Origin of the sequence: Falsibacillus albus (assembly GCF_003668575.1) — a bacterium.
GTDB lineage: Bacteria > Bacillota > Bacilli > Bacillales > DSM-25281 > Falsibacillus > Falsibacillus albus.
Map to the genome: position 1 here is coordinate 49149 of NZ_RCVZ01000016.1, position 24657 is coordinate 73805.

Genomic DNA, 24657 nt, shown 5'->3' on the forward strand with positions numbered 1-24657 from the left:
GAATTGCTGAAAAACATTGAATTTTTTCCTAAGCGCTTTGGGATTTTCCCATATATCTACCTGCTTTATCTGTTTTTGCCCGCATATAGCCTGGCAGGAGAAACCGGTCCTAAAAGATGGATCGGATTTCTTTTCCTGTTTATCTTTTTAATCAGCTACAGGCAGCTCTATTCATGCCCGGCTAAAAAACAGTTCCATTACTGGCTGGCGCTCCAAATGGCAATCATTATCGTCATGAGCATCAGCTTTGGGCTTTATTTTTTATTTCTTGGCTTTTTCACCGCTCATTTCATCGGATGGTATCAAGATCCAAAGAAATTCAATCGAGCCTTAATAAGCTTCATCACCGTTGAATCCATTCCCATCTTGTATTTTTGGAAAGAGATTGATATTGGGAGTCTGATTAACTTCGCTCCTTTTCTGCTCATCATGATCATGTCCCCCTACGGCATCAAATCGATGAATAAACGAATCGAGCTGGAAAAACAGCTAGCTCAAGCGAACGAACAAATTAAGGATTTGGTCAAACGGGAGGAAAGGCTGAGGATCGCCAGGGATCTTCATGATACGCTGGGCCACACGCTCTCCCTCATCACCTTGAAGAGCCAGCTCGTGGAGCGATTGACTACCCGCAGCCCAGAACGGGCCAAAAGTGAGGCAAAAGAAATCGAACAAATTTCAAGGTCCGCTTTACAGCAGGTTAGGGAACTCGTTTCCAACATGCGCGCTTTATCGATGGCGGATGAACTCATTCGAGTGCAGGAGCTTTTGCAAGCAGGCAGCATCGACTGCCATTACGATGGAACGAAGGATTTCGACGAGGTTCCCCCGCTCACCCAAAATATATTCAGCATGTGCCTAAGGGAAGCAGCCACGAACGTCATCAAGCATAGCAAGGCCAGCAACTGCTATATTTCATTTCGTCCTTCCCATCAGTTCCTCACTTTGGAAATTGAAGATGATGGGATCGGCAACGGGAGTGAATTCATATTGGGAAATGGGCTGACAGGAATGCAGGAGCGGCTTGACTTAATAGACGGTACTGTGAAAGTCTGCGGGACTCAAGGGGCAAAATTGATTTTTGAAGTGCCGGTTATCCAGAAAAACACGAAGGAAGGTGCCTTGACATGATCACAGTATTTATTGCTGAAGACCAGCGAATGCTTCTTGGTGCATTGGGCGCCTTGCTTGATCTTGAAGAAGATATTGAAGTTGTCGGCCAGGCCATGAATGGAGAAGAAGCCCTATCTACAATATTGAGCATGAAGCCTGATATTTGTTTGATGGACATCGAAATGCCTGTAAAAAGCGGACTTGAAATTGCTGAGGCATTAAAGAATGCCGGTTCTCTTTCAAAAATCATCATTTTGACAACCTTTGCCCGTCCAGGCTATTTTGAACGTGCTGTCAAAATCGGTGTCCATGGCTATTTACTGAAGGATGGCTCCATCGACGAGCTGGCGGACGCCATACGCGATGTCATGAAAGGAAAGAGAGCCTTCAGTCCTGAGCTGATGATGGAAACCATCCGGGATGCCAACCCATTGTCGGCAAGGGAAAGCGAAATTTTGAAACTCGCCGCTGAAGGAAAAACCGCCAAAGAAATTGCGGGCATTTTATATTTATCCTCAGGCACCGTGCGCAACTATTTATCCGAAGTCATCCAAAAACTCGAAGCAAACAACCGGATCGAAGCCATCTCCATAGCAGAACAAAAAGGATGGATATAGAAAAGCGAAGCCGGCTTGTCCAGAGGCGTATGAAACTCGAACTCATCACCGCTTGTGCCGATGATGAGTTTTTTTGTATGTGTGTTGCGAAATTTGATGAATCTCGAATCGAAGATAAATTGGAATTTTCGTAGATATATCCTGGATTTCGCAGATATATCCTTCAATTTCGGAGATAAACAATCTCGAAAACCATATGCAATCTTAAAACGATGCCTACTTTCTCTCCCGCACAACAAAATCACAACAAAATCATCAGAAAAAGACAAATTGAATGACTTTCTGCTCTATTTCCAATAAATAAGATCAAAAAAGCTGACTCGCCGTAAGATCTGGCTTGTCAGCTTTTCATTATTTGCTGTGCATTTTAAATTCAAGGAAGAGCTCGTTGTAATGGGCAAGCATCTTCTTTCCTAGGTTTTCGTATACCTCTAGCTTATTTGTTGTTTTGTCTGTCGGATAAAATCGTTTATCACCCGATATATCTTTCGGTAGATAAGCCAATGCTTTCTTATTCGGCGTAGAGTAGCCGACGTACTCGGCATTTTGGGCGGCATGCTTTGGATCGAGCATGAAGTTGATGAACTTATGGGCGCCTTCTACGTTTTTCGCCGTCTTCGGTATGACCATGTTGTCGAACCAAAGGTTTGTTCCTTCTTTAGGCAGCACGTAGTCGAGCTTATCATTTTCATCCATGATCTCCGCAGCATCCCCGGACCAAACGACGCCGACCGCTGCTTCTTCATTTGCAAGAAGCATTTTGATCTCATCTCCAACGATGGCTTTAACGTTGGGCATCAAAGTATCGAGCTTACGTTTGGCCTGCTGCAGGTGCTGCTCATTCGTATCGTTCAAGGAGTAGCCGAGGCTGTTCAGCCCCATTCCCATCACCTCGCGTGCTCCGTCGACAAGCAGGATTTGATTCTTCAGATTTTTATCCCATAGATCATTCCAGCTTGTGATTTTTTTGCCGCCGAGCATCTCCGAGTTATACACGATCCCGACGGTCCCCCAGAAATAAGGGACGGAATACTTATTCTTCGGATCGAAGGACAGGTTCATAAATTTCGGGTTGATGTATTTTAAATTCGGCAGTTTGGAATGATCGATCGGGATCAGCAGGTTTTCCTCTTTCATCTTCTCGATGGCATATTCAGAAGGGACTGCAAGGTCATAGGTCGTCCCGCCTTGCTCGATCTTCGTCATCATCGCTTCGTTGGAATCAAATGTTTGATAGATGACCTTCATACCCGTTTCCTTCTCAAACTCCTTGATCAGCTCCGGATCGATGTAATCTCCCCAGTTATAGATCGTCAACGTATTCCCGCCGCCGTATCCTTGGGAAGAATTCAAACGATTCACGACAAACATCAGGATGAATGCAGTGACAAATATTATGATGAATGTACGCAATAGCTTCTTCATTTTCTTACCCCCATTCCTGCGGCTTTATTATTCCGCTGTGCGATGAAATAATAGCCGACGACCAAAACCATGGTGAATAAGAAAATCAGCGTAGACAGCGCATTGATGGTCAATGAAATTCCTTGTCTGGCCATCGAATAGATTTCGACGGATAAAGTCGAAAAGCCGTTGCCCGTAACGAAAAACGTGACAGCGAAGTCATCGAGGGAATAGGTAAGCGCCATGAAAAACCCTGCAAAAATACCGGGTGTAATGAATGGCAGGACGACCTTGGACAAGACATCCCATCTGCTTGCCCCCAAATCCTTTGCAGCGTCCACCAATGTAGGGCTCATTTCCTGAAGCTTAGGGAGGACCATAATGACAACGATCGGCACACTGAACGCAATATGTGAGATCAACACAGATATAAAGCCAAGCTTGATGCCGATCATGGTGAACATGATCAAGAATGATGCCCCGATGATGACGTCAGGACTCACAATCAAAACGTTATTTAACGACAACAAAGTATTTCTTGTACGGTTCCTTCTTACATTTGAAATGGCAATTGCACCAATCACTCCAAGAACCGTTGATATCCCCGCTGCTAAAAGCGCGACGATCAGCGTATTCAAAACGATGATGAACAAGCGGGTATCGTGGAAAACCTCCTTGTACCATTCCCAAGTGAATCTCTCAAAGTCATGCATGGTTCCTCCGCTATTGAAGGAGTAGTAAGTTAAATAAAAGATAGGGGCATACAATATGATAAATACAATGATTAAATAAAGATTGCTGAGTTTTCCGTTCTTCCGCATCTTATACCCCTCTCTTTCTTTTTCCGGTCAACAACATCATAAGGACCATGATAATAACCAGGAATACCGCAATCGTTGAACCCATTCCCCAGTCCATCGTAACGAGGAAGTGCTGTTCAATCGCTGTACCGAGCGTGATCACTCGATTTCCCGCGATCAAACGGGTGATCATGAACAGGGACAATGCTGGGATGAAAACAGCCTGGCAGCCCGATTTTACACCATCCAATGTCAATGGGAAGATGACTCTTTTAAAGGTGGTCCATGAGTTGGCACCCAGATCCCTCGAAGCAGATATCAATGATGGATTCAGCTCCTCGAGCGCATTAAAAATCGGCAAAATCATGAATGGGATGAAGATGTAAACCGAAACAAAGATAAAGCTGAAATCGGTAAATAAAATTTGCTTCGAACCTATGCCCAGCACTTCAAGGAGCGCATTTGCAGTGCCATACGTGCCAAAGATTCCAATGAACGCATACGCCTTTAACAACAGATTGATCCATGATGGAAGGATGATCAATAAGAGCCAGAGCTGTTTATGCTTCGTTTTCGTCAATATATAGGCAGCTGGGTAAGAAATGAGCAGCGTAAATGCCGTTATCAAAAATGCATACCAAAAAGAACTGAGCGTCATTTTCAAATAAACCGGAGTGAAGAACTTTTCGTAATTTGCGATTGTCAAATGTCCTTCTATATCAAAAAAAGAGTAGTAAACAATCAATAGAATCGGGGCCACAACAAATAAAACAATCCAGAAGACGTAGGGAATCAGGTAAATATTTTTTGTTTTACTCATGTTTCGTCCCCTCTTGGTAGGACTCAAGACGTTTATCAAAGTCTTCTTCAGTTTCATCGAACCTCATGACATGGATTGCCTCGGGATCAAAATCAAGGCCGATTCGATCACCGACGATTGCCTTTTTCGTCGAATGAACGAGCCACTCATTCCCCGCATCATCATAGCCGCATATTTCATAATGAACACCCCTGAACAGCTGTGAATCTACTTTTACTACTAGCTTCCCTTGCTGTGGGGAAGTGATTTCAAGATCCTCCGGCCGGATGACAACTTCCACAGATTCGTTTTTTTGCAGACCTTGGTCGACACATTCAAATTGCTGTCCACCAAACTCCACCAAAAAATCTTGTATCATTTTTGCTTCCACAATATTGGATTCTCCGATAAAGTCGGCGACAAAACGGTTGATCGGCTCATCGTATATATCCGTCGGCGTCCCGCTCTGCTGGATGCTTCCTTCGTTCAGCACAAAAATTTCATCGGACATCGCCAGTGCTTCCTCTTGATCATGTGTGACAAAGATGAAAGTAATGCCAAGGCGTCTTTGCAGCTCGCGAAGCTCATATTGCATTTCAGTCCTTAGCTTCAAATCCAGAGCGGAAAGGGGCTCATCCAGCAAAATGACTTCAGGCTCATTCACAATGGCCCGTGCTATCGCAACACGCTGACGCTGCCCGCCGGACATTTCATTGATTTCCCGGTCCTCATATCCATCAAGATTGACAAAACGCAATGCCTCTTTTACTTTTTGATCAATTTCCGCTTTCTTCATTTTCTTGATCCTTAAGCCAAACGCCACATTTTCAAAAACATTCAAGTGCGGGAATAATGCATAATCCTGGAACACGGTATTGACTTGGCGTTTATTAGCAGGGACATGATTGACCCGTTTCCCGTTAAAGAACACGTCTCCCGCCGTGGGCTCCATGAATCCGGCGATCAAGCGGAGAATGGTCGTTTTCCCGCATCCTGACGGCCCAAGCAATGTATAAAACTTCCCTCTTTCAATTTCGAAGCTTACCCCATTCAGCACTGGAGGATTTGCATCGAATTGCTTTGTTACATTTTCAAAACGAATGATTGTTTGATTTTCCACTACCCTTCCACTCCTTTTTCATTTATGGCACTGTTTATAAATAAGATTCTGTCGCCACTAACAGAATCTGTGTCATTCCTTCATGAGCGTTTACGATTTGATGGTCATCCGAAGCTAAATAATAGATGGATTCCCCCGCTTTGGCTTCATAGGTATGGTGTCCAATCCGGACAAGTGCTTTTCCGCTCAAAACATAGGCAAAGGTTTCAGAAAGCGAAGGCGGGAATTGCTTGAATTCACCTTTTTCTTTCAGGGTCAACCTTATGGGCTCCATTTCCTTCTCATTCGACTCCGGTACGAGCCATTCAATTTTGTATCCGCATTCCTCATCCACGTACTCCGTTGCATCCTCTTCCTTGTAAACTACCTTTTGCAGCGTCAATTCTTCATCAAAGAAGTCTTTCGGCTTGCAGCCAAGCACTTCAATTATGTGAAAAAACGTATCGATGGACGGGGAGCTCAAATCCCTCTCCAGCTGGGATATGTAGCCCTTGCTCAAGTCGGTCCGCTCCCCCAGCTCCTCTTGGGTCAAGCCTTTCTTCAATCTTAAATTCTTAATTTTTTTCCCTATTTCCATTTAATAGCCTCACCTACTGTTTAAAATAAGTAAACTCAAAGTGAAGAAAGTTTATTATTATCAAACTTTATGTTTAATTTAAGAACCAGTTTATTATACTTAATTTTATATCATGTGCAAATACTTTTTTTATTATCTTAACGCTCAAAATTAACCATTGACAAAAATATTTTTATGTGTTATAATTAAATATTTTTCTATTGAGATTACCATACTTATCTATTATGCTTATTATCATTAAGATAACAATGCAAATAGGAGGTCATTCCCAATGAAAATTGCTGATGGTATTGAAATGCTCGAAATATCCGCCAACATGATGGGGAAGACAGAAACGATCCACCCTGTGCTTATTTGGAACGAAAACGAAGCACTCCTGGTGGATACGGGATTCCCCGGGCAGCTTCCTCTCTTCAAAAACGCATTCCTAAAAGCGGAAGTTCCATTTGAAAAATTAAAGAAAATCATCATTACCCACCAGGATATCGATCATATTGGAAGTTTACCCGCCATCTTAAGAGCCTCCCCCGAAAAAATCGATGTATATTCGAGTAAAGGAGAAAAACCATTCATACAAGGTGATAAAAGAATCTTAAAAATCACTCCGGATGCAATCGCCCAGGTGAAAGCAAGTCTTCCAAGCAGCATCCCTGAAGAATGGAAAAAAGCATTCATCGCAACCTTGGAAAACCCTCCGAAAGCCCAAGTCGATCATACTTTAAGCGGCGGCGAACAAGTTCCATCATTTGGTGAGGTTCGAGTAATAGATACTCCCGGACATACACCTGCCCATATTAGTTTGTATCACCAACCGAGCAAAACCGTGATTGCCGGGGATGCCATGATGGTGAAAAACGGCGACCTTCAGCCTCCAGACCCTCACGTAACACTGGATTTAAAAGCCGCAAACAATTCAATCAAACGTTTGATTAAATTTCCTGAAGAGATTGAAAGAGTGATTTGTTACCATGGCGGACTGTTTGAAGGAAATGTGAAAGCAAGAATGCAGGAAATCGTCGATGCATTTAAATAATATCTAAAGGCTGCTTCTTAGTGGGCAGTTTGATTACGGCAAAAAAGCTGCCTCCATAGGAGACAGCTTTCTTATCACGACCTATATATTAGCTGAAGCGGGCGTCGCTTAAGATGCGTCCGATTTCTTCCATATGACCCGTTTCATCGGCAATCATATCATCAAGCTTTACAACCAGTTCAGTTAAACCTAACTCTTCTGCTTGCTTTTTACGTTTTTCATAGCGTTCTATCGTATCTTTTTCTGCACGGTGCGCTTCTTCAAGCATCTCTTTAACATCAGTCAATTGCTTCACTTCAGCGGGCTTCGTTGTCGGCTCGCCGCCAAGCGTTGAGATCTTTTCCGCTAAGTATAATGCATGCCCTTGTTCGTCGCTGATTTCGCTCTCGAAGAAAGGCTTTAAAGTTTGGCGGTATAGTCCTGATACGACTGCCGCATTATAAGTATACATAATGGATGCTGCATATTCGTTTGCTAAGTCCTCATTTAAACCATCGATTAATTCTTGTTTTTTCTGATCCATGAATAATACTTCCTTTCTATCTTGTGATTCATATAAGTACTTTACCCGTTCTACAGGAAATTAATCATGGATCACAACATTCTTACAGGACTATTCTACACGTCGGAAAGAACCATCCTTCTTAGCGAACCAATTACATTTAGATGAAGCGCTTCATGGGAAGTGAGAAATAGAAACATCTCCCCCAAGGTAGTCATATGTAAAAACGGCTCTGAAAGAGGCTGGTCTAATTTTCCGGCCGCAGCTTCAATCAATTCTTCGGTCTGCGCTTCAAGCTGTTCAAGCAGCACAGGATATTCTGGCGGTTTTTCCTCCCACTTTGACGGAAAGCTGCCCCTCGGGAACATCAAGTGATATTGTAATGGAAGTCTCCGTTCTTCTCCGATAATTTGGTAGATTGCATTGTCCCATCCTACAAGGATGTGGCCGATATTCCATAAAATATTGTTCCGGTGGTGATTGGGAATTTTCAGTACCGCCTCCTCGGGCAAACCCTTCGCCGCTTCAATCGTCCATCGTCTCCACATACGGAATTGATCAAAAATTTGTTGTTCGTTCATGGTTTATCTCCCTTCCCCCATAATAGATTGATTTCTGAATATCAAACCTTCAACAAAACTTTCCCGACGCTTTGCCTGCTTTCCACCCATTTGTGAGCCTCTGCAGCTTTTTCCAAAGGAAAGGTTTGGCCGATTTTGATTTGCAGGTCTCCAGAAGCCAAAAGCTGTAGGACCTTTTCAGCTGTATCTCTAAGAAGTTCCGGACGCTTGGATCTTGTTGTCCCCAAACTGAAACCAAGGACCGAACGGCAACTTGCGTGAAAATCATTTGTCTGGAAATTGCCTATCTGTCCGCTTGAATTACCAAAATGAATCAACCTTCCATAAGGAGCAAGGCACTCGAGGCTAAGTTCGCTCACTTCCCCTGAGATGGAATCAAGGATAATGTCCACTCCTTCTCCATCGGTCAAATCGTTTACTTTTTCAGCAAAACCTTCATATGTGAACACATGGTCGGCACCAGCCTCGAGGGCAAAGGCAATCTTGGAATCGCTGCCCACCGTTCCGATTACCTTTTCTGCGCCAAGCAGCTTTGCCAGCTGAACGGCTGTGGTCCCCACTCCTCCTGCTGCAGCATGGATCAGAACAGTCTCTCCCTTTTTCATGCGCCCGATATCCACGATCAGTTTATAGGATAAAAATGATACGATCGGACTTGCCGCCGCCGTTCCAAAATCGATCTCTTCGGGAATTTTATATGTCAGCACTTCATCCGCGACCGCATATTCTGCATATGAGCCGCTTTTCGGAAAGGCTATGACTCTATCACCTTCAGAAAACGCTTTGACATCCGCCCCCACTTCCTCGACCACACCAGCCGCATCAATCCCCGGAATAAAAGGAAAGCTCCCTTTCATCCCCTTCTTTCCATATCTCGCTTTAATATCTGCATAATTAACACTTGCTGCTTCAACTTTTATTAAAATTTCTTTTCCCGATATCGACGGTTTATCGATATCTCCATAAACCATCCGATCTGGGCCTCCAAACTCGTTTACAAGCACCGCTTTCATCCCATCATCCCCTTTGAATAAAATTGTAATATATTTTCTTCAAAAGAAAAATAAGGATAAAATTATAGTCGGTCATAAGCTTATACTATCATTTTTTTTTTGCTTTTTCTCAAAGGTGCATACAGGTTGTTTTCCGCCCCAAGATGCTTGAAGACTCTTCGCTGCACTGCAGGGTCTCGCACCTTCCGCTCCAATCAACAACATTTTATGAAAGGCTCTTTTCTCAAACTTTTTTGCTTTTGGCCATTAAAATGGGTGGTATATGCAATATTGCACCTATTAAATGGTGTGATTGACGAGAAAAGAGCCGGGATCCTATATTTAACGCGCTAATCATCTATCTTCGCGTTAAAATCGGCAGTAAGATTTTAACAACAATCTTTACGAAAACAGCCTTATGAAAACAGGTAAAAACAATCTTTGAGAAAACAGCCTCTCTTTTTTTACCAACCTTTAGAGCCCAATTAATTTCTGCCTGCCAACTTACCCGACAATCTTATGATACAGCGTCTTAGCTTCTGCAATATCTTTTGTTCCATGAATCATCACTCGGCCATCCTTGAAAAAAATAAGCCGCTTATCTTCAAACTGATAAGAAAGCAAAAATGGATTCCGCTCAACCTTTCCAGCCTGATTTTCCAATGCTTTCTCCAGTTGTTCCAAGTCTCTTTGAACACGCGCTGAAGGCCGGATTTGCACGGTGGCCCTTCCACACAACACCGCCGATTTTGTTTGGTTTTCAAATGAAAGGTGCGGATAGGACGGGTTGGTGCCGCATGATGGACATTGTTCTTTCTTTACGTTTGAGATATCCAATTCAATATGACGGTTCGACCATAGATCAAAAGAAACCAGCTTATGGCGGAGGGCATCATAGTCCTCCACCAAGATCTTCAAAGCTTCCACAGATTGATAAGCAGTCACCATCTGTACGGCAGGGCTGATGATCCCTGCCGTGTCGCAAGTGGCCCCACCCATTGGGACACTCTCCAATAAACATTTCAGGCAAGGGGACTTCCCTGGAATGATGGTATAACTTAAACCGTAGCTGCCGACACATGCCCCATAAATCCAAGGGACCTCATGTTTTTGCGACATATCATTGATCAAAAGCCTCGTATCAAAATTATCGGTCGCGTCAATGATGAGCTGCACCCCCTCCATCAACCCGCGGAGTTCATTCACTTGGACATCTGCAACATGCGCCTCCACTTGGACAGAAGAATTGATTTGCTGAAGCCTTTCTTTGGCCGCGGCAGCCTTTGGCATTCTCGTTTCGGCGTCTTTTTCCGTATACAGCTGCTGACGCTGTAAATTACTTGATTCCACATAGTCCCGATCAACAATCGTGATTTTACCGACTCCTGCGCGTACAAGCTGCTCGGCATTTCCAGTTCCAAGCGCACCTGCACCAATGATCAGTATATGTTTTTCCGCTAGTTTTTTTTGGCCGGATTCCCCTATTTTATTGAAAAGGATCTGCCTGGAGTAGCGTTCATCCATCATTTTCATCCCCCGCTCACAAAATGAACCAATTCGAGTGAATCTCCTTCTTCTAACATAGTCTCATCATACAATTCTTTTTCAAGGATGGCCCTGTTCCTTTCAACGATGACCATTTTCGGATCGAGCTGATAATATTCAAGCAGCTGAACGATGCTTTCGACTCCGCTCGGAATATGGGCCGCTTCCCCATTCACATGAATCTTCATTACATAGCCCCTTTTCTATAAGCACAAGCCACTGCTTCAATATCATCAGAATCCCAAAAGCCAGACATGACGGCAGCGCCCCTTGCACCTGTTTTTTTTACTTCTGCTATATTACTTGGGTTGATTCCTCCGATTGCTATGACCGGGATCTTTAAGCTATGAACCACCTTTTCCAAAGCCGGTAATCCTCTTGCCGGAAGATCCCTTTTAGAATTGGAGGGAAAAACATGGCCGAAAAGAACATAGTCTGCCCCTGCATATTCCGCTTCCACCGCTTCATCAACAGAATGAACAGACCGTCCTACACGCAGAGCGGGAAATATCCTTTTCACAAGATCTGCACCCAGGCTATGATTCGCAAGCTGCACGCCCTCCGCACCCATCGCCTGCGCCACATCTACCCGGTCATTGATGGTGATTTTGGAAAAAGGAATCCCTATTGTTTTCAGTCCATTGGCCGCCTCCATCAACTCCTTGGCAGAAAGCTGTTTTTCCCTAAGATGAATATAATCCACATGTGGTTCAATCATGGATGCTTTTTGAATAAATTGAGTCATTGGAAGTTTGCCATTTGAAATGGCATGGATTTCAAACCTGCTCAAAGAATTTGCCAATCCTTCATCACCGGCTGGTATCCCTTGAATCGCAGCAGGTTCCTGATTTCCTCAACCGAACGTTCATCGGAAATCTCAAACTGGCTTTGAGTCTCTTTCGGCTTTGTATATCCACCCACTTCTGTGGATGACGCTGCCGACATTTTCGTCACTCCCAATGGAATCAATTGATTGCGAAGCTCTTCCGTTTCACGGGTTGAAATCGTGATTCCTGTCCTCGGCAGGAAAATCCGCATCGCCAACATCGCTTGGACTAAATTTTTGTCGGTTACATCGAATGCAGGTTCAAAGCTTCCAGCATTTGGGCGAATCCGCGGAAACGAAACCCCTATTTCGGTTTCCATATACTTTTTCTGTAGATATTCAGCATGAAGCCCTGTAATAAAGCATTCCTTTCTCCATTCATCAAGCCCAAGCAAGGCTCCGATGTTGACCGAACGCATCCCCGCCCTGCAGCCTCTTTCAGGAGTATCCAGACGATAGCGAAAGTCTCTTTTCGGTCCTTTTGTATGGATTTCACGGTAAATCGCTTCGTTGTACACTTCCTGGTAAACTGTCAAACTATCGATCCCGCTCTGGACCAGCGTCTCATATTCCGCTTGATCCATTGGCTGCACTTCGATTCCGACGGATGAGAAATACTTCTTCAAAATAGACATGCTTTCTGCCAAATATTCAGCAGAAGAATGGATACGGGACTCACCCGTCAAAAGAATGATATGTTCAATCCCCATTTCAGCAATCGCCTTGGCTTCCACTTCGATTTCTTCCATCGTCAACCGCTTCCTTGGGAATACATTATCGATGCTGAAGCTGCAATATGTACACGTATTGACACAGTAATCGGACAGGTACAACGGAAGGAAGAGCTGCATCGTTTTCCCGAACTGCTTAATCGTCAGCTGATGTGCTTTCTGAGCCATCTCTTCTAAAAAGCCTTCAGCGGCAGGCGATAACAGCACGAGGTAATCGCTTTCAGAAATCCGGCCCTTCATCAGCACTTTCTCTACATCCTGTGGGGTGACTTCAGAAAATATCTCCGTGAATGGCTCGGCTTTAATTTTCTCAAATTCCTCATAGAAGCTCATCTAATCATCCTTTCATTTATATGTTGTGCTCGTGATTAATGCAGTTTATTTTAAGGCTCTTTCGAACATTTACTTACGACTAATCAAAAATTGAATTTGATCGGTTACCTCCTCACGATGCTCACTTTCTTCTTGGCGGGCGGTGAGCACCATCTGTTTGACCTGCTCCCGTTTCCCGAGGGCTGACACCATAACCGATCAATTCAACAGCCTGGAACGGGTAATAAACAGCAATCTTTGAGAAATGCCTATTTTAAAAATCCGGTTAATGGAGACGAAGCATTCGCCCTCATACTGGTCGGCCCGAGACCGGATAGGTATGCCAGCCTTCCTGCTTTGACAGCCAAATCAAACGCCTTGGCCATCTCGACTGGATTATCTGCCGTGGCAATGGCCGTATTGACGAGTACAGCAGAGGCTCCCATTTCCATTGCTTCAGCGGCTTCCGATGGCTTGCCGATCCCTGCATCCACGATAATGGGAAGCTCCATTTCATCAATCATGATTTGAATCATTTCCTTCATTCTGATGCCTCGGTTCGAACCGATCGGAGCACCCAATGGCATGATCGCCGCTGCCCCGGCTTCCTGCATCCGTTTCGCTGCCATCAAATCAGGGCTCATATATGGGAGGACGACAAAACCTTCTTTTGCCAATACTTCCGTTGCCCTTGTCGTTTCTTCATTATCAGGCAGCAAATATTTTTGATCTGAAATGACTTCGATCTTGATCCAATTTCCCATCCCGCTTGCTTTTGCAAGCCTTGCGATGCGAATTGCTTCTTCGGCGCTCCGTGCACCGGATGTATTCGGCATTAGCGTCACATCCTGAGGAATGTCATTCAGAATATGTTCGTCAGGTTTTCTTATGTCCACCCGCCTCAATGCGACCGTAACCACCTCTGAGCGGGATTGCTCGATTGCCTCTTTCATCTGTTTATGATCGGCAAATTTGCCAGTACCAACAAAAAGTCTGCTTTCGAACGCTTTGCCGCCAATGTGCAATTGATCATTCATTTTCATTTTCCCCTTTCTTTTTAGCCCCTTACATCCGTGACCGGGAAGTAAGGAAGATGCATACCAATCTCGTAGGCGATCGGCAGGATGATGAGAAAGCTTAAAACAAATAAAATATCGAATTTGGAAAAGGTCGTTTCATAATAATATGTTCGTTGTTGCACTGCCGAAAATCGCTTCGCTTCCATGGCGATGGCAATACGGTGCGCACGGCGAATGCTCTGGGATAGCAGGGAGACGGAATACGTTTTGATTGTTTGGTAGAATCCTTTCAATCCTGACTTTTTTTGTACGCCCCGCACCTTCAAGGCAGAGCGGATGATTTGAAATTCTGAGATCATGATTGGGATCAAGCGGATGCCTGCCATGAAGCTGTATGCATATTTCGGTTTTAGTTTTAGCTGCTGCATCAATGAATAAAATAAGAAGACCGGCCTTGTCGTCAAACTGAAAAGCAGTCCCAGCACCGAAAAGGTAAAGGCCCGCAATCCAATATGAAAACCTCTATAAAAGCTTTCCTTAGTGATGCTGATCAATCCCCAATGAAACCACAGCTCCTCACCTTTACCAAAAAAAATCATCGAAGTGGCCGTCGAAAATGAAATCAACAGAAAAGGAAAGGTAATCCACCAAATCCGCTTAGCGGGATGGCCGGAAAAGCAAAACAGAAGAACCGTAAGCATAAACGTGAAATTTAACAGGAAGCTCGGATTTTGAATGAAAAGCACCGCTATAAACAACGCAACCAGCCAAATGAGCTTCACGCTCGGATTTACTTTATGGAGCCATGTTTCCTTAAAGTCAAACGTCCGATTCATCCAACCACCACCTTTTCCTTCCCTTTTTCATGTTTGATCTCATCCCTGATCAATTGGCCCTTTTCAATTTCCCAGACCCTTGTGACAAAATGGTCCACGATTTCCGGAGAGTGTGTCACCATCAAAATCGTTGTCCCTCGTTTGCGCCAATAGTCGATCATCTCAAGGATGGCAAAGGTATTCCGTGCATCCTGTCCAAAAGTCGGTTCATCCAATAACATGATGCTCGGCTCATCGACGACCGCCGCAGCGACACTCAATCTTCTTTTCTGTCCCATGGACAGCTGATAAGGATGCTGCATCCGCACCTCAGATAGATGAAACATCTTCAGCATCTCTTCAACCTTCTGATCGATGTATGCAGGTTCTTTGCCACCAACTCGTAAGGTATACGCAATCTCTTCATAGACGGAATGGCTGACAAACTGATATTCCGGATTTTGAAAGACAAAGGTTACTTCATCAGCCAGCCGTTTGATTCCAGATGCTTTTCTTCCTTTTATCCAGTAATGTCCCGATGTAGGAATCAACCTCATCAAGCTGTGGAGAAGCGTGCTTTTCCCTGCTCCATTTCTGCCCACGATCCCGATCCATTCACCTTTTTTGATATGTGCTTCTTCAATATAGACACCTTCTTTTCTCCCATGGAATCCCCGGAATTCCCTCAGTTCAAGAATTTCTTCTTCCATCGGTTCCGTTGTCTCCATAGATCGATTGTTTAAATAGTCCTCCCAGGCTTCCGGATGCCATATACCTTGTTCCGTCAATTCTGTTTGATAACGGGAAAGAATGATCTCTGGTTCTCCATCGGCTTGGATGTGGCCATTTTCATCAAACATGACAATCCTATCGACGATATCCAGCACATGATCAAGCTTATGCTCGACAATCACCAAGGTTTTGTCCCCTCCAACACTCTTGATGGTCTCCCAGATGCTTTCTGTTCCTTCCGGGTCCAGCATTGCCGTCGGTTCGTCCAAAAACAGGACATCCGGCTCAAGGGCAAGTGCAGAAGCTATGGCAAGCCTCTGCTTCATTCCCCCAGACAGCGTTTGGATTTCCGTGTGTGAATCTTCCAGATTTAATCCGACCATCCTTAAAAGTTCAAGGATGCGAGCCTCCATCTGTTCCCGGGGAACTTGAAGGTTTTCGAGGACAAATGCCAATTCTTCATCCACATAAGGCATACAAAATTGAGCATCCGGATCTTGGAAGATATATCCCCATGATTCGGGGCACTTTACCTTCTCCGCCTTCATCGGCATTTCATGAAATTCGGGAACGATGCCCGAAAGCACCTGAAGCAAGGTGGACTTTCCGCATCCGGATGGTCCGATGATCAACACCTTTTCCCCTTGTTGAAAAGAAAGGTCCAGATCTTTAAATAATAACTTCTCATCCCCTGGGAATTTCAGCCGAAGCTTCTTCAATTCTCCCATTGAACTCATTCAAAACACCTCATTATTGATCCAGCATGTCATAGTCGCTCTTTGAAATCGGACGGAGCATATTGGTAACCCCTGTCTTCTCAAGTGCTTTCACCACATAGTAGGCAAAGACACCGGATATTAAGACGGAACCGATCAGACGGGCAGCCAAGTAAAGGATCAAATTCCACGTCGCCAAATCGCCGATATATCCTTTGTACATATCCATGAAAATGGAGGCGATGGCCGAACCGATTGATGCAAGTGACACGACCAGAATATCGTACCTTTTATAGCGGAACATCATGAAGACAAGCTCTGCGAGCAAGCCTTGGATGACACCATAAATCAACACTTCCAATCCCCATTGCGACCCTGTCAGGAATTCACCGCTTGCAGCCGCGATTTCTGCCAACAGCGCCAGCCCCGGTTTTCGGATGAGCAGATAGGCCACCGTACCTGCCATGAACCACATTCCATATATAAGCTGATCGATGTGCAGCCCCAGCGTGCCAACCATGCTATAGAGCGGGCCCCAGACTTTGTAGATTAAACCAAAGACGATCGAAACCACTACCGTTACTAAAATATCCGTCAATCGAAGTCGATTGGACATTACAATTCCTCCTTCAACATGGATTCAGATAGATCTGACCAGTTTTCATGCCGATATGCCATTTCCCAAAATCTCAACTCATACTGGCTGCTGATCATGAACAACTCTTTCATTTGTTGTCTCTGCTGTTCCGTACTCTTTTCAGCAATCTCATCCAGTCTTTCTATCTGTTCTTCCACTAACGCACGGAACCATTCGCCGCCGTAAGTTCCGATCCACTCTTGATAGATCGGCTCTTCGGGACGACAATCCTTCAATCTTTCGCCGATCTCATAATAAAGCCAGTAGCAAGGTAACAGTGCTGCGATGATTTCACCAAGCCCGCCAAGACATGCAGCACGATACATATGAGATGTATAGGCATAAGCAGTCGGAGCAGGCTGGAATGCTTCTTTCTCTTCCGCTGTGATTCCAAGCAATGCAGAAAATTTCTCGTGCAGACTCAGCTCTGCTTCGGCTGTGCCTTGCGCATGGACTGCCAGCCTGCTTGTCGTATGCAAATCAGGCGCTTTTGCTGCTCCAAATGCTTGAACCTTGGCAAAATGTCTTAAATAATACGCATCCTGCATGACATAATAGCGAAATCGATCAAGACTCAACCCTCCATCGCCAAGCTCCTTCACAAACGGATGATGAAAGCTCGCTTCCCATACCTCGTTGGCTTCCCGCCGGCATTCTTGTGTAAATGTCATTCCATTCTCCTCCTTGTAGATCAACGCTTTTTTCCATCCCTGATTGAGCCGCTGCACAATATAACAAAAAAACCGTTCCTGCATAGGCAGAAACGGTTGTCGTCGTCAGAATTAAAATGCTGATCGCTAAAAATCCGATGAAACGTGAAATCAATAGCGGACCACAACCACTTCCCTACGCTAGTACAAACTAGATCAGGTTCCAAGGGTCAAGGCTAACGCCTCTCTCAGCTTTCGCACCCCTAGTGGAAAATTACGTATGAAATTTTACATGACCCATCTTACAGGAAACACATGAGAATGACAAGTAAGAAAAAACGTCATTTTTTGCCCTTACCCGATATTTACTCGATTCCTCATATTTTCCCCCGAATTGTTCATCCTAAAAAAATAAGTGTTTTTGAATAGGAGGAAAATCAGTATGTCCGACAACAAATTTGTAGTGCTTCTCATGATGACCATCATCGGAACCATCATGACCACCATTTACAGTGCCATCATCATCTCAAAGAATAATGCAATCCTGGAACAGACAAATAAACCGGAAGAAAAGAAATAAAAGGAGGGCCTGCAGCAAGCAGATCTATCCCCTCGGCCCCCAAAGCATGACGGATACCCCCGCTAGACAAATCAAGGCACCGAGCCAATCATAAAGGTCTGGTGTCTTTTTATCGATTCCCCATCCCCACAATACAGAGAGGATGATAAATACCCCACCGTACGCTGCGTACACCCTCCCAAAGGTCGGGAAGCTTTGAAAAGTTGGAATGATGCCGTATAGAACCAAGATAAGGCTTCCGATTATGCCATACCAAATCGGATGGCCTTCCCTGAGCCATAACCAAACCATGTAGCCGCCGCCGATTTCTGCCAAACCTGCGAGAATAAACAGTGTGAATGTCATCACCAACACTCCAATCACAAAATAAAGACAAAATAAAAAGCTTGGATTCAGTGTCCAAGCAAAATCACAGACGATTCCTATACAACTAGTAATCTACTTATAAAAATGGTTTGATGATAATCGGATATTTTTGGATGATGCTTTGGGCATTTTCCATCACAACCCGAATCATTACACAAAACTTCTTATGATCCGATGCTTTTTCCTCGATGTTTTCAGGAATGTTCAGCACAAACGAAAATGTTCCTGTTTTATCCGGGGAACAATCATGTGAACAAAAAACAGATCGACTATTGATCGTCTCCTCTTTTTTCTTATGGTCCACTGTAATCAAATCAATATCGTAGCGCTTGATTTTATTTTTTGCGCGTCCACCCTTAACCTCGATTTGTCCATTGATGCAGCCGCCGTTTGCATATACATGATTATCTAAATGCAGCCAAGCCTTTGGCATGCCAATTTTGCTTTTTAATAAGCGTTGTTGAAATAGCATTTCCATCACCTTATGTCAAAGAATTAATGAAAAGTAGCACCTATTAAATAAAGGTTCATACCAAAAATTTAATTTGCTCAAGTCACAAATAAAATAATGCAACTTTTACGGTAAAATTACAAGTACTTTTCGATAAATAATTTGTAAAATTTTTTGGGAATATCTAGATAAAAATTTTTCATTTAAAGACGCGTTTTTTCACACTTTTCTGCCAGAAAAATCATCCTTCTGGCATGTATGTTTCATGAACATTATACTTAAGGGTAAATGCAACTGGAGGAGTGATCATGATGAGAGTTGAAATATGGTCGGATATTGCCTGTCCGTTTTGCTTCATCGGAAAACGAAGATTTGAAGCAGCTCTGGAAAAATTCACAGCAAAGGATCAAGTAGATATCATTTTTCGAAGTTTCCAATTGAATTCAAACGCACCTTTGCAAACCGATAAAGACATTCATACCATTTTGGCAGAAAAATATGGAATGACTCTTGAAAAAGCTAAAATGATGAACAGTCAAATTACTCAACAAGCCAAAGATGAAGGACTCGATTTTCATTTTGATACATTGATTCCTACGAATACATTTGATGCCCATCGCGTCCTTCATTTTGCCGCAACCCAAGGTAAGATGGATCAAATGAAGGAAGCCCTTCTCAAGGCATACTTTACTGATTCCCTCAATATCGGCGACCACGAAACGCTCATCAAGCTCGCCGAAAGTATCGGCATCGATGGAAAGGCTGCTGAAGAAGTGCTGCAGTCAGAAGATTTCAGTTCCGATGTCCGTACGGACCAGGAATTAGCTTCCAAAATCGGGGTGACAGGCGTTCCATTTTTTGTTTTCAATCAAAAATATGCCGTATCTGGTGCACAGTCAAGGGAAGTTTTCCTTGAAGTATTAGAAAAAGTAAAAGCGGAAGACATTCAAGAAAAACCACAACTGTTGAACGGTCAAACCACGGTTCCATCCAACGGCTGCAGCGATGATGGATGCGAAATTTAGGAGAAATCCCCATATAAAATAAGAGCTGTCCTGGACAGCTCTTTCGGTGATGAATCAATCTTTTATATCTTTTGAAATTCCTTTTCAAAATAAAATGTCTTTGGATGTTCGGCTACAATATAAGAGTAAGTTTTCATATGCTTCACGTATTGCCACTTTAGAACAGTGACTTGTTCACCGGTCTGTTTTATATGAACAAGGTCACCTTGCTTAAATCGGTTGTTTGAATTTTTCAAACGAACACTTCCTTTCTCCTTTATTATATCATTGATCGGATAGCCTCCGTTCATTTCTTCCTATAATTTCATCCGCTGATTGATTCGGTGGCTTGCCTAATGATTCGGTTTCTGTTATTCTATAGGAGAATTATTTTTGTTCGGTATACAAGGGTCAAAAGTTTTTCGCCTGGATATCGTTGAGAGCAAGAATAGTAATACATTGTGTGTACTGCACACTAGGAGGCAACAATAATGGAAAACGGTAAAGTAAAATGGTTTAACGCAGAAAAAGGTTTCGGATTCATCGAGCGCGAAGGTGGAGAAGACGTATTCGTTCACTTCTCAGCTATCCAAGGCGAAGGTTTCAAAACTCTTGACGAAGGTCAAGAAGTAACTTTCGACGTAGAACAAGGTGCTCGTGGACCACAAGCAGCTAACGTTGTTAAAGCATAATTTATGATTTACCCTTATAAACAGCCCTTCACTTTTTGTGAAGGGCTGTTTTTTGTTCTTCAGTTGAAGAGGAATATAAACAGGGAAGGCAAAGCGGAAAACGGGCAATTATCCGGCCATATATCTACATACGAAAAAACCCTGCTCAACGAACGAGCAGGGATCTATGAACTGTAAAGCAAATGGTTTAGTTCATTATATCACAATTTTAGACAAATTTCCTTTAAAAATATTCCTGTAATTATATTATTTCGACAAACCTATTTACAATACGCTTTTCCATTCCTCTCTTTTCCTTAATTCCCAATAAAATTACGTCAAACATACAAATTCTAATCGTATTCCAATGAAGCGGGAAATTCCTCCCCTTATAATAAAGGTATACAAAGACTTTTGGAGGGGATCATTCATGGAACAACGCATTCATAATTTATTAGACCAATTGCCTCACGGCCATAAAGACTTGGCTTATTATTGCAGCCATTTGAATCAGGATATCGAAAAGGAACGGCAGCGGCATCATCGTTTGATTGCCATGGAAGCAGCCAATGGATTACATGCATCCGGAGAGGTAGAGCGCTCTTTCAATAAAGCCGTGAACTATTGTAAAAATGTCATATTCGAAACACTCAAAGATGCTGTTGAGCATATTGATTTCATCGAGGATAAATGTTTCGAGGTATGCGAAAATGTTGAAGTCCAGACAATTAAAAAATCCTTGCCTTTAAGGCACAAGGACATTGCAGTGTTGGCACAGGAGCTCATCAAAAAATTTGCTGAGGAAAGAGACCAAAAGCTCATCTCCATTGGCAAATTAACGCTGGCTTCTAAAGAATGCAATGTGGAAGCGGAAAAGACTTACCTGGAAGTCATCAACAATATGGAGAAAGTCATCATCAACCATTTAAGGCAGACTTATGAGGACATTCGCAATAAGTCCGTTCCAGGCTATATCAAACATTACATTGATGGCTATGATAAAAAAAGATAAAACAAAGAAACTGTGTGAGGGTCATTTCACACAGTTTTCTTTATTTTGTTCACATCGATTTTAACCAGGAATCACATTAGTAAAATTTGAAGATCGGCAGGAAATTACAACCTGCCAAACAACCTTGCCCAAAACCCTTTCTTTTTCGGTTTTTCTTTTGCCGCTGCTATGTCCTCGAGCGGCTTTTCGATCAATACCCCTTTTTGTTTTGCTTCCTTGAGCCACTTGGGGAATTCGTTCAGCAGCCGGTCGTACAGTTCATCATCTGAAATCTTATCAATCTCCTCGATATGTAAGAAGTGGGCATTGTTTGTGAATCTCCCTTGGTTGTCTAGTTTTTGGAGAAATTCGAAATTGCCGTCGCCCACTCCAACGAATTGCCAGTATACTGGCTTATCTGCAGATGCCTCAATGATTGGTTTTATCGTCTTTTTGCATCCGCCATCATTGATAAACACAATATAAGCAGGATGATGGCTGGGGTCTTCAGATACATATTTCCTTAAAACATCCTTCATGACAGGGGGCTCATCATTTCTGCCGAACTTATGTATACGGTCATCCTCGAGGATTTCACGATTCACATATCCATCAAAGTCCTTTTCCGTTACGGGCTTTAATCTTGAAAATTCATGGTCATATACCCAAACGTCCAGCTCACCATCGTCATCGAATTGATCAGCAACGGCCAGAATTCTTTCAACCACCTTCTGAACAGTGCCATTCTTATACAGCTTCCTCATCGATCCTGTTATATCAAGAACGAGACCGACACGCGCCGTTACCTTCGTAAGTTCCTTTTTCTCCAAAATAATCTTGACACTTCTCTTTTGTAAATCAATCGTTCCCAACTGTATCCCTCCTTTTTTCACTCTTCCAGACATCTCCATCTAGACACTTTTACCCATGATAGTAATAAAAAACACCACTCGGATTACATTTTTTTGTAATCTGAGAGGTGTTTTAGCTTTTACACGCCCATTTTTCTTCTTGTATTGCTCGGCTTTTTCGTCATCTGGGATTTCATCGGCTGTGTTTTTTTCACCAATCCGTTGTCATGTTTTGCCTGGGCCTGTCCCTTTTTCTCGGCAAGCTTCTGCTTCATTGCTTCTGCTAGGCTAACCTTTTTCTTTTCCGCCATCGGTTTGCGCTCCTTTAGTAGATACCTTTTCATTTAAACTTCTTTTGTAAAGTTTGTTGTTCTTCAACATACGTTGTGCAAAGTTAATTTCCACGGAAGCATGCTCGCTTTCAGAGGGACGGTGAGCCCTCGGCAGTCTCGCCCTTCCGCTACAATCAACATCAAATGATGGAGATTCACAAAAATAACTTTAAAAAACAACAACCTTTGCGAAAAAATTCTACTTTAATTATAAGCCCAGTCTACATCAGTGGCAATATTCAACAAAATCCCTAATACTGGATGCTATTTAAATTCCTTATTTTCCAGGATTGTGATCCTATTCTTTGTCGTCCTGCCCATCTCCTTTGTATGCTCCACAAGTCGAAGGACATCATGGCAGCATTGCTTTGCTCCCATCACCAGCAATGGCACCCCGATGAAATCAAGCTTGAGTTCCCTTGAGAACAAACCACCCAATGTCATCGGCAAAGGAACGGTTGGCGACGTATTGGAAAAGACTATCTTCTCCCTTGCATTGAAACGATCCATCATTAAAAGACTATAATCCTTTAACGCAGGTACAAGCAATTTATCGCGCCTTCTTCCAATCGTATATACGGGATTTCCATCCTCATCTTCCCCGTGAAAGATGATCCGTCCTGCATCCTTTGGTTGCAGCTTATTGAAATAGGGTGTATGGAGGATTTCTTCCTTTGTCAGCTTTCCATCCTTGGGGAGTTTGTTTAAATGGTAGGCTGCCGCAAGGGACGTTGTATGTGTGCCGCCGAAGTCATTATAGATATAAATCATGAAATCATTCCTTTATGTAGGATACAACGTACATATTCTTCCACATAAATGGGTTAATCATTCCCTAGAGGGACAAAATCGTACCACGATTCATGGTCTATAAAAATTAAAAGCCCGGGGAAACCGAGCTTTTGTTGAAAATTTAGTCCAATATATAATTCATTGCCTCATCAAGCATTTGTTTGAAATTTCCCGGATACTCATGGTCCAAGCCGTATACATCCAAAAAGACATGATCCACGCCGTTCTCTTCCAAAAGCCCGGAAAGGAGCTTAGATCCCTCGTAGCAATCCTAGTCCTGGTCCCCACATATGATATATCCTTTTATGCCTTTTTCTTTTAAAAGCTTTAATTGCCCTGCCCATGCTTCCAATTCTGGAAGCCATGGTGCAACGAGCACGAAGCCCTTAGCTTTTAATTCTTCATCAAGCATGGCTTTCAAAGCAACCTGTGCCCCTGCAGAAAAACCACCAATAATGGTCCCTCCATCGATGTTGGTCATATTCTTTAATTGTTTATAGTGAAGCGCGGCTTCTTTTACACCCTGCTCGACATCGTCCCATTCGTATCCATCTGAAAATTGAATATGGGAAGACTGAACAAGAGCAAGCTTCATTTTCCTTTGTCCTGTCAAATCCCAGTTCGGTTCCGTCATTTCCATATTTTCCTGGTCGCCATGCAGTGCCATCAGTAATGGGCACGCTGCTTCGCTGCCCGGTGCAGAGATCACCTTTAACTGCGGCTTGGCTTCCCGCTTTGCATCCTGCTCCCTCTGTTTGCACAATTGAAGCATACGCTGGAACTCCTCATATTTATGCAGCGGCTTTAAATCTTCATCTGTCGCAAGATATTCGAAACCATACCAATACCCATGTTCATGAATGGCTTGCTTCATCATATTCAACGCTTCTTCTTCCAGGCCGGATGCGCTTGCCAAAGCATATTTGAAATTGAAAAGCTGGGCTTGGTTCCCTTTTACTCCATCCGCATTTTCGGTTATGAATCGGTAGGCTTTCAAGCTGCCTTCCTTTTCGTATAATTCCAATGTTTGATTTAATAGTCTAGTATAAGATAACGCAGTCATAGATTCTCCTTATTGTTCTTCTCGTCTATTTCCGT

General features: G+C 43.4%; 30 protein-coding genes, 1 pseudogene and 1 riboswitch. Of the genes and pseudogenes, 7 read left to right on the forward strand and 24 right to left on the reverse strand.

Annotated features, from left to right (window positions below; genetic code table 11):
* Positions 1-3 precede the first annotated feature (3 nt).
* Both D9X91_RS18405 and D9X91_RS18410 read left to right on the forward strand, forming a co-directional pair.
* Positions 4-1131: a sensor histidine kinase gene (locus D9X91_RS18405; RefSeq protein WP_121682115.1), complete on the forward strand. Its 1128-nt coding sequence runs from the start codon at positions 4-6 to the stop codon at positions 1129-1131.
* A complete protein-coding gene (locus D9X91_RS18410) occupies positions 1128-1730 on the forward strand; it encodes a response regulator transcription factor (RefSeq protein ID WP_121682116.1) in 603 nt (200 codons plus the stop codon). The genes D9X91_RS18405 and D9X91_RS18410 overlap by 4 nt, the downstream gene beginning before the upstream one ends.
* Positions 1731-2081: 351 nt before the next feature.
* On the opposite strand, the gene D9X91_RS18415 is transcribed toward D9X91_RS18410, so the two are convergent.
* From D9X91_RS18415 to D9X91_RS18435, 5 genes are read right to left on the reverse strand one after another with little or no spacing between them, the layout of a single operon-like run.
* Entirely contained in the window at positions 2082-3155 is a 1074-nt protein-coding gene (locus D9X91_RS18415) for an ABC transporter substrate-binding protein (RefSeq protein ID WP_121682117.1), read from the reverse strand.
* The gene (locus tag D9X91_RS18420) at positions 3152-3955 is read right to left on the reverse strand and encodes an ABC transporter permease (protein WP_121682118.1); all 804 of its coding nucleotides are present in this window, start codon (positions 3953-3955) and stop codon (positions 3152-3154) included. The genes D9X91_RS18415 and D9X91_RS18420 overlap by 4 nt, the downstream gene beginning before the upstream one ends.
* A gap of 1 nt (position 3956) precedes the next feature.
* Complete coding sequence (locus tag D9X91_RS18425) at positions 3957-4754, reverse strand: ABC transporter permease (RefSeq protein ID WP_121682119.1); 798 nt, start codon at positions 4752-4754, stop codon at positions 3957-3959.
* Positions 4747-5853 carry an ABC transporter ATP-binding protein gene (locus D9X91_RS18430; protein WP_121682120.1) on the reverse strand — a complete coding sequence of 369 codons (1107 nt, stop codon included), beginning with the start codon at positions 5851-5853 and terminating at the stop codon, positions 4747-4749. The genes D9X91_RS18425 and D9X91_RS18430 overlap by 8 nt, the downstream gene beginning before the upstream one ends.
* Positions 5854-5887: 34 nt before the next feature.
* Positions 5888-6430: a helix-turn-helix domain-containing protein gene (locus tag D9X91_RS18435; protein WP_121682121.1), complete on the reverse strand. Its 543-nt coding sequence runs from the start codon at positions 6428-6430 to the stop codon at positions 5888-5890.
* A 271-nt stretch (positions 6431-6701) separates the two neighbouring features.
* Here D9X91_RS18435 and D9X91_RS18440 point away from each other — a divergent pair, with 271 nt between their 5' ends.
* Complete coding sequence (locus D9X91_RS18440) at positions 6702-7463, forward strand: MBL fold metallo-hydrolase (RefSeq protein WP_121682122.1); 762 nt, start codon at positions 6702-6704, stop codon at positions 7461-7463.
* 88 nt (positions 7464-7551) lie between these two features.
* Here the strand turns inward: D9X91_RS18440 and D9X91_RS18445 are convergent, their stop codons facing one another.
* The 12 genes from D9X91_RS18445 to tenA form a co-directional block, all read right to left on the reverse strand.
* Positions 7552-7986, reverse strand: a complete 435-nt coding sequence (locus tag D9X91_RS18445; protein WP_121682123.1) for a ferritin-like domain-containing protein — start codon at positions 7984-7986, stop codon at positions 7552-7554.
* Between the two features lie 95 nt (positions 7987-8081).
* Entirely contained in the window at positions 8082-8546 is a 465-nt protein-coding gene (locus D9X91_RS18450; RefSeq protein ID WP_121682124.1) for a DinB family protein, read from the reverse strand.
* 41 nt (positions 8547-8587) lie between these two features.
* A complete protein-coding gene (locus tag D9X91_RS18455) occupies positions 8588-9559 on the reverse strand; it encodes a quinone oxidoreductase family protein (protein ID WP_121682125.1) in 972 nt (323 codons plus the stop codon).
* A 483-nt stretch (positions 9560-10042) separates the two neighbouring features.
* Positions 10043-11062: a thiazole biosynthesis adenylyltransferase ThiF gene (locus tag D9X91_RS18460; protein ID WP_121682163.1), complete on the reverse strand. Its 1020-nt coding sequence runs from the start codon at positions 11060-11062 to the stop codon at positions 10043-10045.
* A gap of 5 nt (positions 11063-11067) precedes the next feature.
* A complete protein-coding gene (gene thiS, locus D9X91_RS18465) occupies positions 11068-11271 on the reverse strand; it encodes a sulfur carrier protein ThiS (protein ID WP_121682126.1) in 204 nt (67 codons plus the stop codon).
* Positions 11271-11885, reverse strand: a complete 615-nt coding sequence (locus D9X91_RS18470; RefSeq protein ID WP_233569846.1) for a thiamine phosphate synthase — start codon at positions 11883-11885, stop codon at positions 11271-11273. The genes thiS and D9X91_RS18470 overlap by 1 nt, the downstream gene beginning before the upstream one ends.
* The gene (gene thiH, locus D9X91_RS18475) at positions 11870-12973 is read right to left on the reverse strand and encodes a 2-iminoacetate synthase ThiH (protein WP_121682127.1); all 1104 of its coding nucleotides are present in this window, start codon (positions 12971-12973) and stop codon (positions 11870-11872) included. The genes D9X91_RS18470 and thiH overlap by 16 nt, the downstream gene beginning before the upstream one ends.
* A gap of 248 nt (positions 12974-13221) precedes the next feature.
* Positions 13222-13989 carry a thiazole synthase gene (locus D9X91_RS18480; RefSeq protein ID WP_121682128.1) on the reverse strand — a complete coding sequence of 256 codons (768 nt, stop codon included), beginning with the start codon at positions 13987-13989 and terminating at the stop codon, positions 13222-13224.
* Positions 13990-14009: 20 nt separating this feature from the next.
* A complete protein-coding gene (locus tag D9X91_RS18485) occupies positions 14010-14807 on the reverse strand; it encodes an energy-coupling factor transporter transmembrane component T family protein (protein WP_121682129.1) in 798 nt (265 codons plus the stop codon).
* Positions 14804-16255, reverse strand: coding sequence for an ABC transporter ATP-binding protein (locus D9X91_RS18490; RefSeq protein WP_121682130.1), 1452 nt, complete (start codon positions 16253-16255; stop codon positions 14804-14806). Before D9X91_RS18490 ends, D9X91_RS18485 begins: the two co-directional genes overlap by 4 nt.
* A 13-nt stretch (positions 16256-16268) precedes the next feature.
* Entirely contained in the window at positions 16269-16850 is a 582-nt protein-coding gene (locus D9X91_RS18495) for an ECF transporter S component (RefSeq protein WP_121682131.1), read from the reverse strand.
* Complete coding sequence (gene tenA / locus D9X91_RS18500; RefSeq protein WP_121682132.1) at positions 16850-17542, reverse strand: thiaminase II; 693 nt, start codon at positions 17540-17542, stop codon at positions 16850-16852. The genes D9X91_RS18495 and tenA overlap by 1 nt, the downstream gene beginning before the upstream one ends.
* A 155-nt stretch (positions 17543-17697) precedes the next feature.
* A riboswitch (TPP riboswitch) is annotated at positions 17698-17796 on the reverse strand.
* 167 nt (positions 17797-17963) lie between these two features.
* Here tenA and D9X91_RS22610 point away from each other — a divergent pair.
* Complete coding sequence (locus D9X91_RS22610; RefSeq protein ID WP_158598368.1) at positions 17964-18101, forward strand: hypothetical protein; 138 nt, start codon at positions 17964-17966, stop codon at positions 18099-18101.
* Positions 18102-18125: 24 nt separating this feature from the next.
* Here the strand turns inward: D9X91_RS22610 and D9X91_RS18505 are convergent, their stop codons facing one another.
* Both D9X91_RS18505 and D9X91_RS18510 read right to left on the reverse strand, forming a co-directional pair.
* Positions 18126-18446, reverse strand: a complete 321-nt coding sequence (locus tag D9X91_RS18505; protein ID WP_407644208.1) for a YnfA family protein — start codon at positions 18444-18446, stop codon at positions 18126-18128.
* A gap of 97 nt (positions 18447-18543) precedes the next feature.
* Positions 18544-18939: a sporulation protein gene (locus D9X91_RS18510; RefSeq protein WP_158598369.1), complete on the reverse strand. Its 396-nt coding sequence runs from the start codon at positions 18937-18939 to the stop codon at positions 18544-18546.
* Positions 18940-19226: 287 nt separating this feature from the next.
* Here D9X91_RS18510 and D9X91_RS18515 point away from each other — a divergent pair, with 287 nt between their 5' ends.
* Positions 19227-19943, forward strand: a complete 717-nt coding sequence (locus D9X91_RS18515; protein ID WP_233569847.1) for a DsbA family oxidoreductase — start codon at positions 19227-19229, stop codon at positions 19941-19943.
* Positions 19944-20005: 62 nt separating this feature from the next.
* Here the strand turns inward: D9X91_RS18515 and D9X91_RS22775 are convergent, their stop codons facing one another.
* Positions 20006-20179: a hypothetical protein gene (locus D9X91_RS22775; RefSeq protein ID WP_199738138.1), complete on the reverse strand. Its 174-nt coding sequence runs from the start codon at positions 20177-20179 to the stop codon at positions 20006-20008.
* A 234-nt stretch (positions 20180-20413) separates the two neighbouring features.
* On the opposite strand from D9X91_RS22775, the gene D9X91_RS18525 reads away from it, so the two are divergent.
* Together D9X91_RS18525 and D9X91_RS18530 are read left to right on the forward strand one after the other, a co-directional pair.
* Positions 20414-20614 carry a cold-shock protein gene (locus D9X91_RS18525; RefSeq protein ID WP_121682136.1) on the forward strand — a complete coding sequence of 67 codons (201 nt, stop codon included), beginning with the start codon at positions 20414-20416 and terminating at the stop codon, positions 20612-20614.
* A gap of 409 nt (positions 20615-21023) precedes the next feature.
* Positions 21024-21605: a hypothetical protein gene (locus tag D9X91_RS18530; protein WP_121682137.1), complete on the forward strand. Its 582-nt coding sequence runs from the start codon at positions 21024-21026 to the stop codon at positions 21603-21605.
* 104 nt (positions 21606-21709) lie between these two features.
* Here D9X91_RS18530 and D9X91_RS18535 read toward each other — a convergent pair whose 3' ends face one another.
* The 4 genes and pseudogenes from D9X91_RS18535 to D9X91_RS18550 form a co-directional block, all read right to left on the reverse strand.
* Positions 21710-22456, reverse strand: coding sequence for a vWA domain-containing protein (locus D9X91_RS18535; protein WP_121682138.1), 747 nt, complete (start codon positions 22454-22456; stop codon positions 21710-21712).
* Positions 22457-22575: 119 nt separating this feature from the next.
* On the reverse strand, positions 22576-22746 hold the full coding sequence (locus D9X91_RS18540; protein ID WP_233569848.1) for a hypothetical protein: 171 nt from the start codon (positions 22744-22746) through the stop codon (positions 22576-22578).
* 285 nt (positions 22747-23031) lie between these two features.
* On the reverse strand, positions 23032-23538 hold the full coding sequence (locus D9X91_RS18545) for a DUF3189 family protein (protein ID WP_121682140.1): 507 nt from the start codon (positions 23536-23538) through the stop codon (positions 23032-23034).
* Positions 23539-23680: 142 nt separating this feature from the next.
* A pseudogene (locus D9X91_RS18550) lies at positions 23681-24622 on the reverse strand (alpha/beta hydrolase).
* Between the last annotated feature and the right edge of the window lie 35 nt (positions 24623-24657).

Bases quoted from the DNA above. Each gene is read 5' to 3' on its own strand.
- D9X91_RS18410 (WP_121682116.1), top strand. From the start codon at position 1,128: ATGATCACAGTATTTATTGCTGAAGACCAGCGAATGCTTCTTGGTGCA.
- D9X91_RS18415 (WP_121682117.1), bottom strand. From the start codon at position 3,155: ATGAAGAAGCTATTGCGTACATTCATCATAATATTTGTCACTGCATTC.
- D9X91_RS18420 (WP_121682118.1), bottom strand. From the start codon at position 3,955: ATGCGGAAGAACGGAAAACTCAGCAATCTTTATTTAATCATTGTATTT.
- D9X91_RS18425 (WP_121682119.1), bottom strand. From the start codon at position 4,754: ATGAGTAAAACAAAAAATATTTACCTGATTCCCTACGTCTTCTGGATT.
- D9X91_RS18435 (WP_121682121.1), bottom strand. From the start codon at position 6,430: ATGGAAATAGGGAAAAAAATTAAGAATTTAAGATTGAAGAAAGGCTTG.
- D9X91_RS18440 (WP_121682122.1), top strand. From the start codon at position 6,702: ATGAAAATTGCTGATGGTATTGAAATGCTCGAAATATCCGCCAACATG.
- D9X91_RS18445 (WP_121682123.1), bottom strand. From the start codon at position 7,986: ATGGATCAGAAAAAACAAGAATTAATCGATGGTTTAAATGAGGACTTA.
- D9X91_RS18450 (WP_121682124.1), bottom strand. From the start codon at position 8,546: ATGAACGAACAACAAATTTTTGATCAATTCCGTATGTGGAGACGATGG.
- D9X91_RS18455 (WP_121682125.1), bottom strand. From the start codon at position 9,559: ATGAAAGCGGTGCTTGTAAACGAGTTTGGAGGCCCAGATCGGATGGTT.
- D9X91_RS18460 (WP_121682163.1), bottom strand. From the start codon at position 11,062: ATGGATGAACGCTACTCCAGGCAGATCCTTTTCAATAAAATAGGGGAA.
- thiS (WP_121682126.1), bottom strand. From the start codon at position 11,271: ATGAAGATTCATGTGAATGGGGAAGCGGCCCATATTCCGAGCGGAGTC.
- thiH (WP_121682127.1), bottom strand. From the start codon at position 12,973: ATGAGCTTCTATGAGGAATTTGAGAAAATTAAAGCCGAGCCATTCACG.
- D9X91_RS18480 (WP_121682128.1), bottom strand. From the start codon at position 13,989: ATGAATGATCAATTGCACATTGGCGGCAAAGCGTTCGAAAGCAGACTT.
- D9X91_RS18485 (WP_121682129.1), bottom strand. From the start codon at position 14,807: ATGAATCGGACGTTTGACTTTAAGGAAACATGGCTCCATAAAGTAAAT.
- D9X91_RS18490 (WP_121682130.1), bottom strand. From the start codon at position 16,255: ATGAGTTCAATGGGAGAATTGAAGAAGCTTCGGCTGAAATTCCCAGGG.
- D9X91_RS18495 (WP_121682131.1), bottom strand. From the start codon at position 16,850: ATGTCCAATCGACTTCGATTGACGGATATTTTAGTAACGGTAGTGGTT.
- tenA (WP_121682132.1), bottom strand. From the start codon at position 17,542: ATGACATTTACACAAGAATGCCGGCGGGAAGCCAACGAGGTATGGGAA.
- D9X91_RS22610 (WP_158598368.1), top strand. From the start codon at position 17,964: ATGTCCGACAACAAATTTGTAGTGCTTCTCATGATGACCATCATCGGA.
- D9X91_RS18505 (WP_407644208.1), bottom strand. From the start codon at position 18,446: ATGACATTCACACTGTTTATTCTCGCAGGTTTGGCAGAAATCGGCGGC.
- D9X91_RS18510 (WP_158598369.1), bottom strand. From the start codon at position 18,939: ATGCTATTTCAACAACGCTTATTAAAAAGCAAAATTGGCATGCCAAAG.
- D9X91_RS18515 (WP_233569847.1), top strand. From the start codon at position 19,227: ATGATGAGAGTTGAAATATGGTCGGATATTGCCTGTCCGTTTTGCTTC.
- D9X91_RS18525 (WP_121682136.1), top strand. From the start codon at position 20,414: ATGGAAAACGGTAAAGTAAAATGGTTTAACGCAGAAAAAGGTTTCGGA.
- D9X91_RS18530 (WP_121682137.1), top strand. From the start codon at position 21,024: ATGGAACAACGCATTCATAATTTATTAGACCAATTGCCTCACGGCCAT.
- D9X91_RS18540 (WP_233569848.1), bottom strand. From the start codon at position 22,746: ATGGCGGAAAAGAAAAAGGTTAGCCTAGCAGAAGCAATGAAGCAGAAG.
- D9X91_RS18545 (WP_121682140.1), bottom strand. From the start codon at position 23,538: ATGATTTATATCTATAATGACTTCGGCGGCACACATACAACGTCCCTT.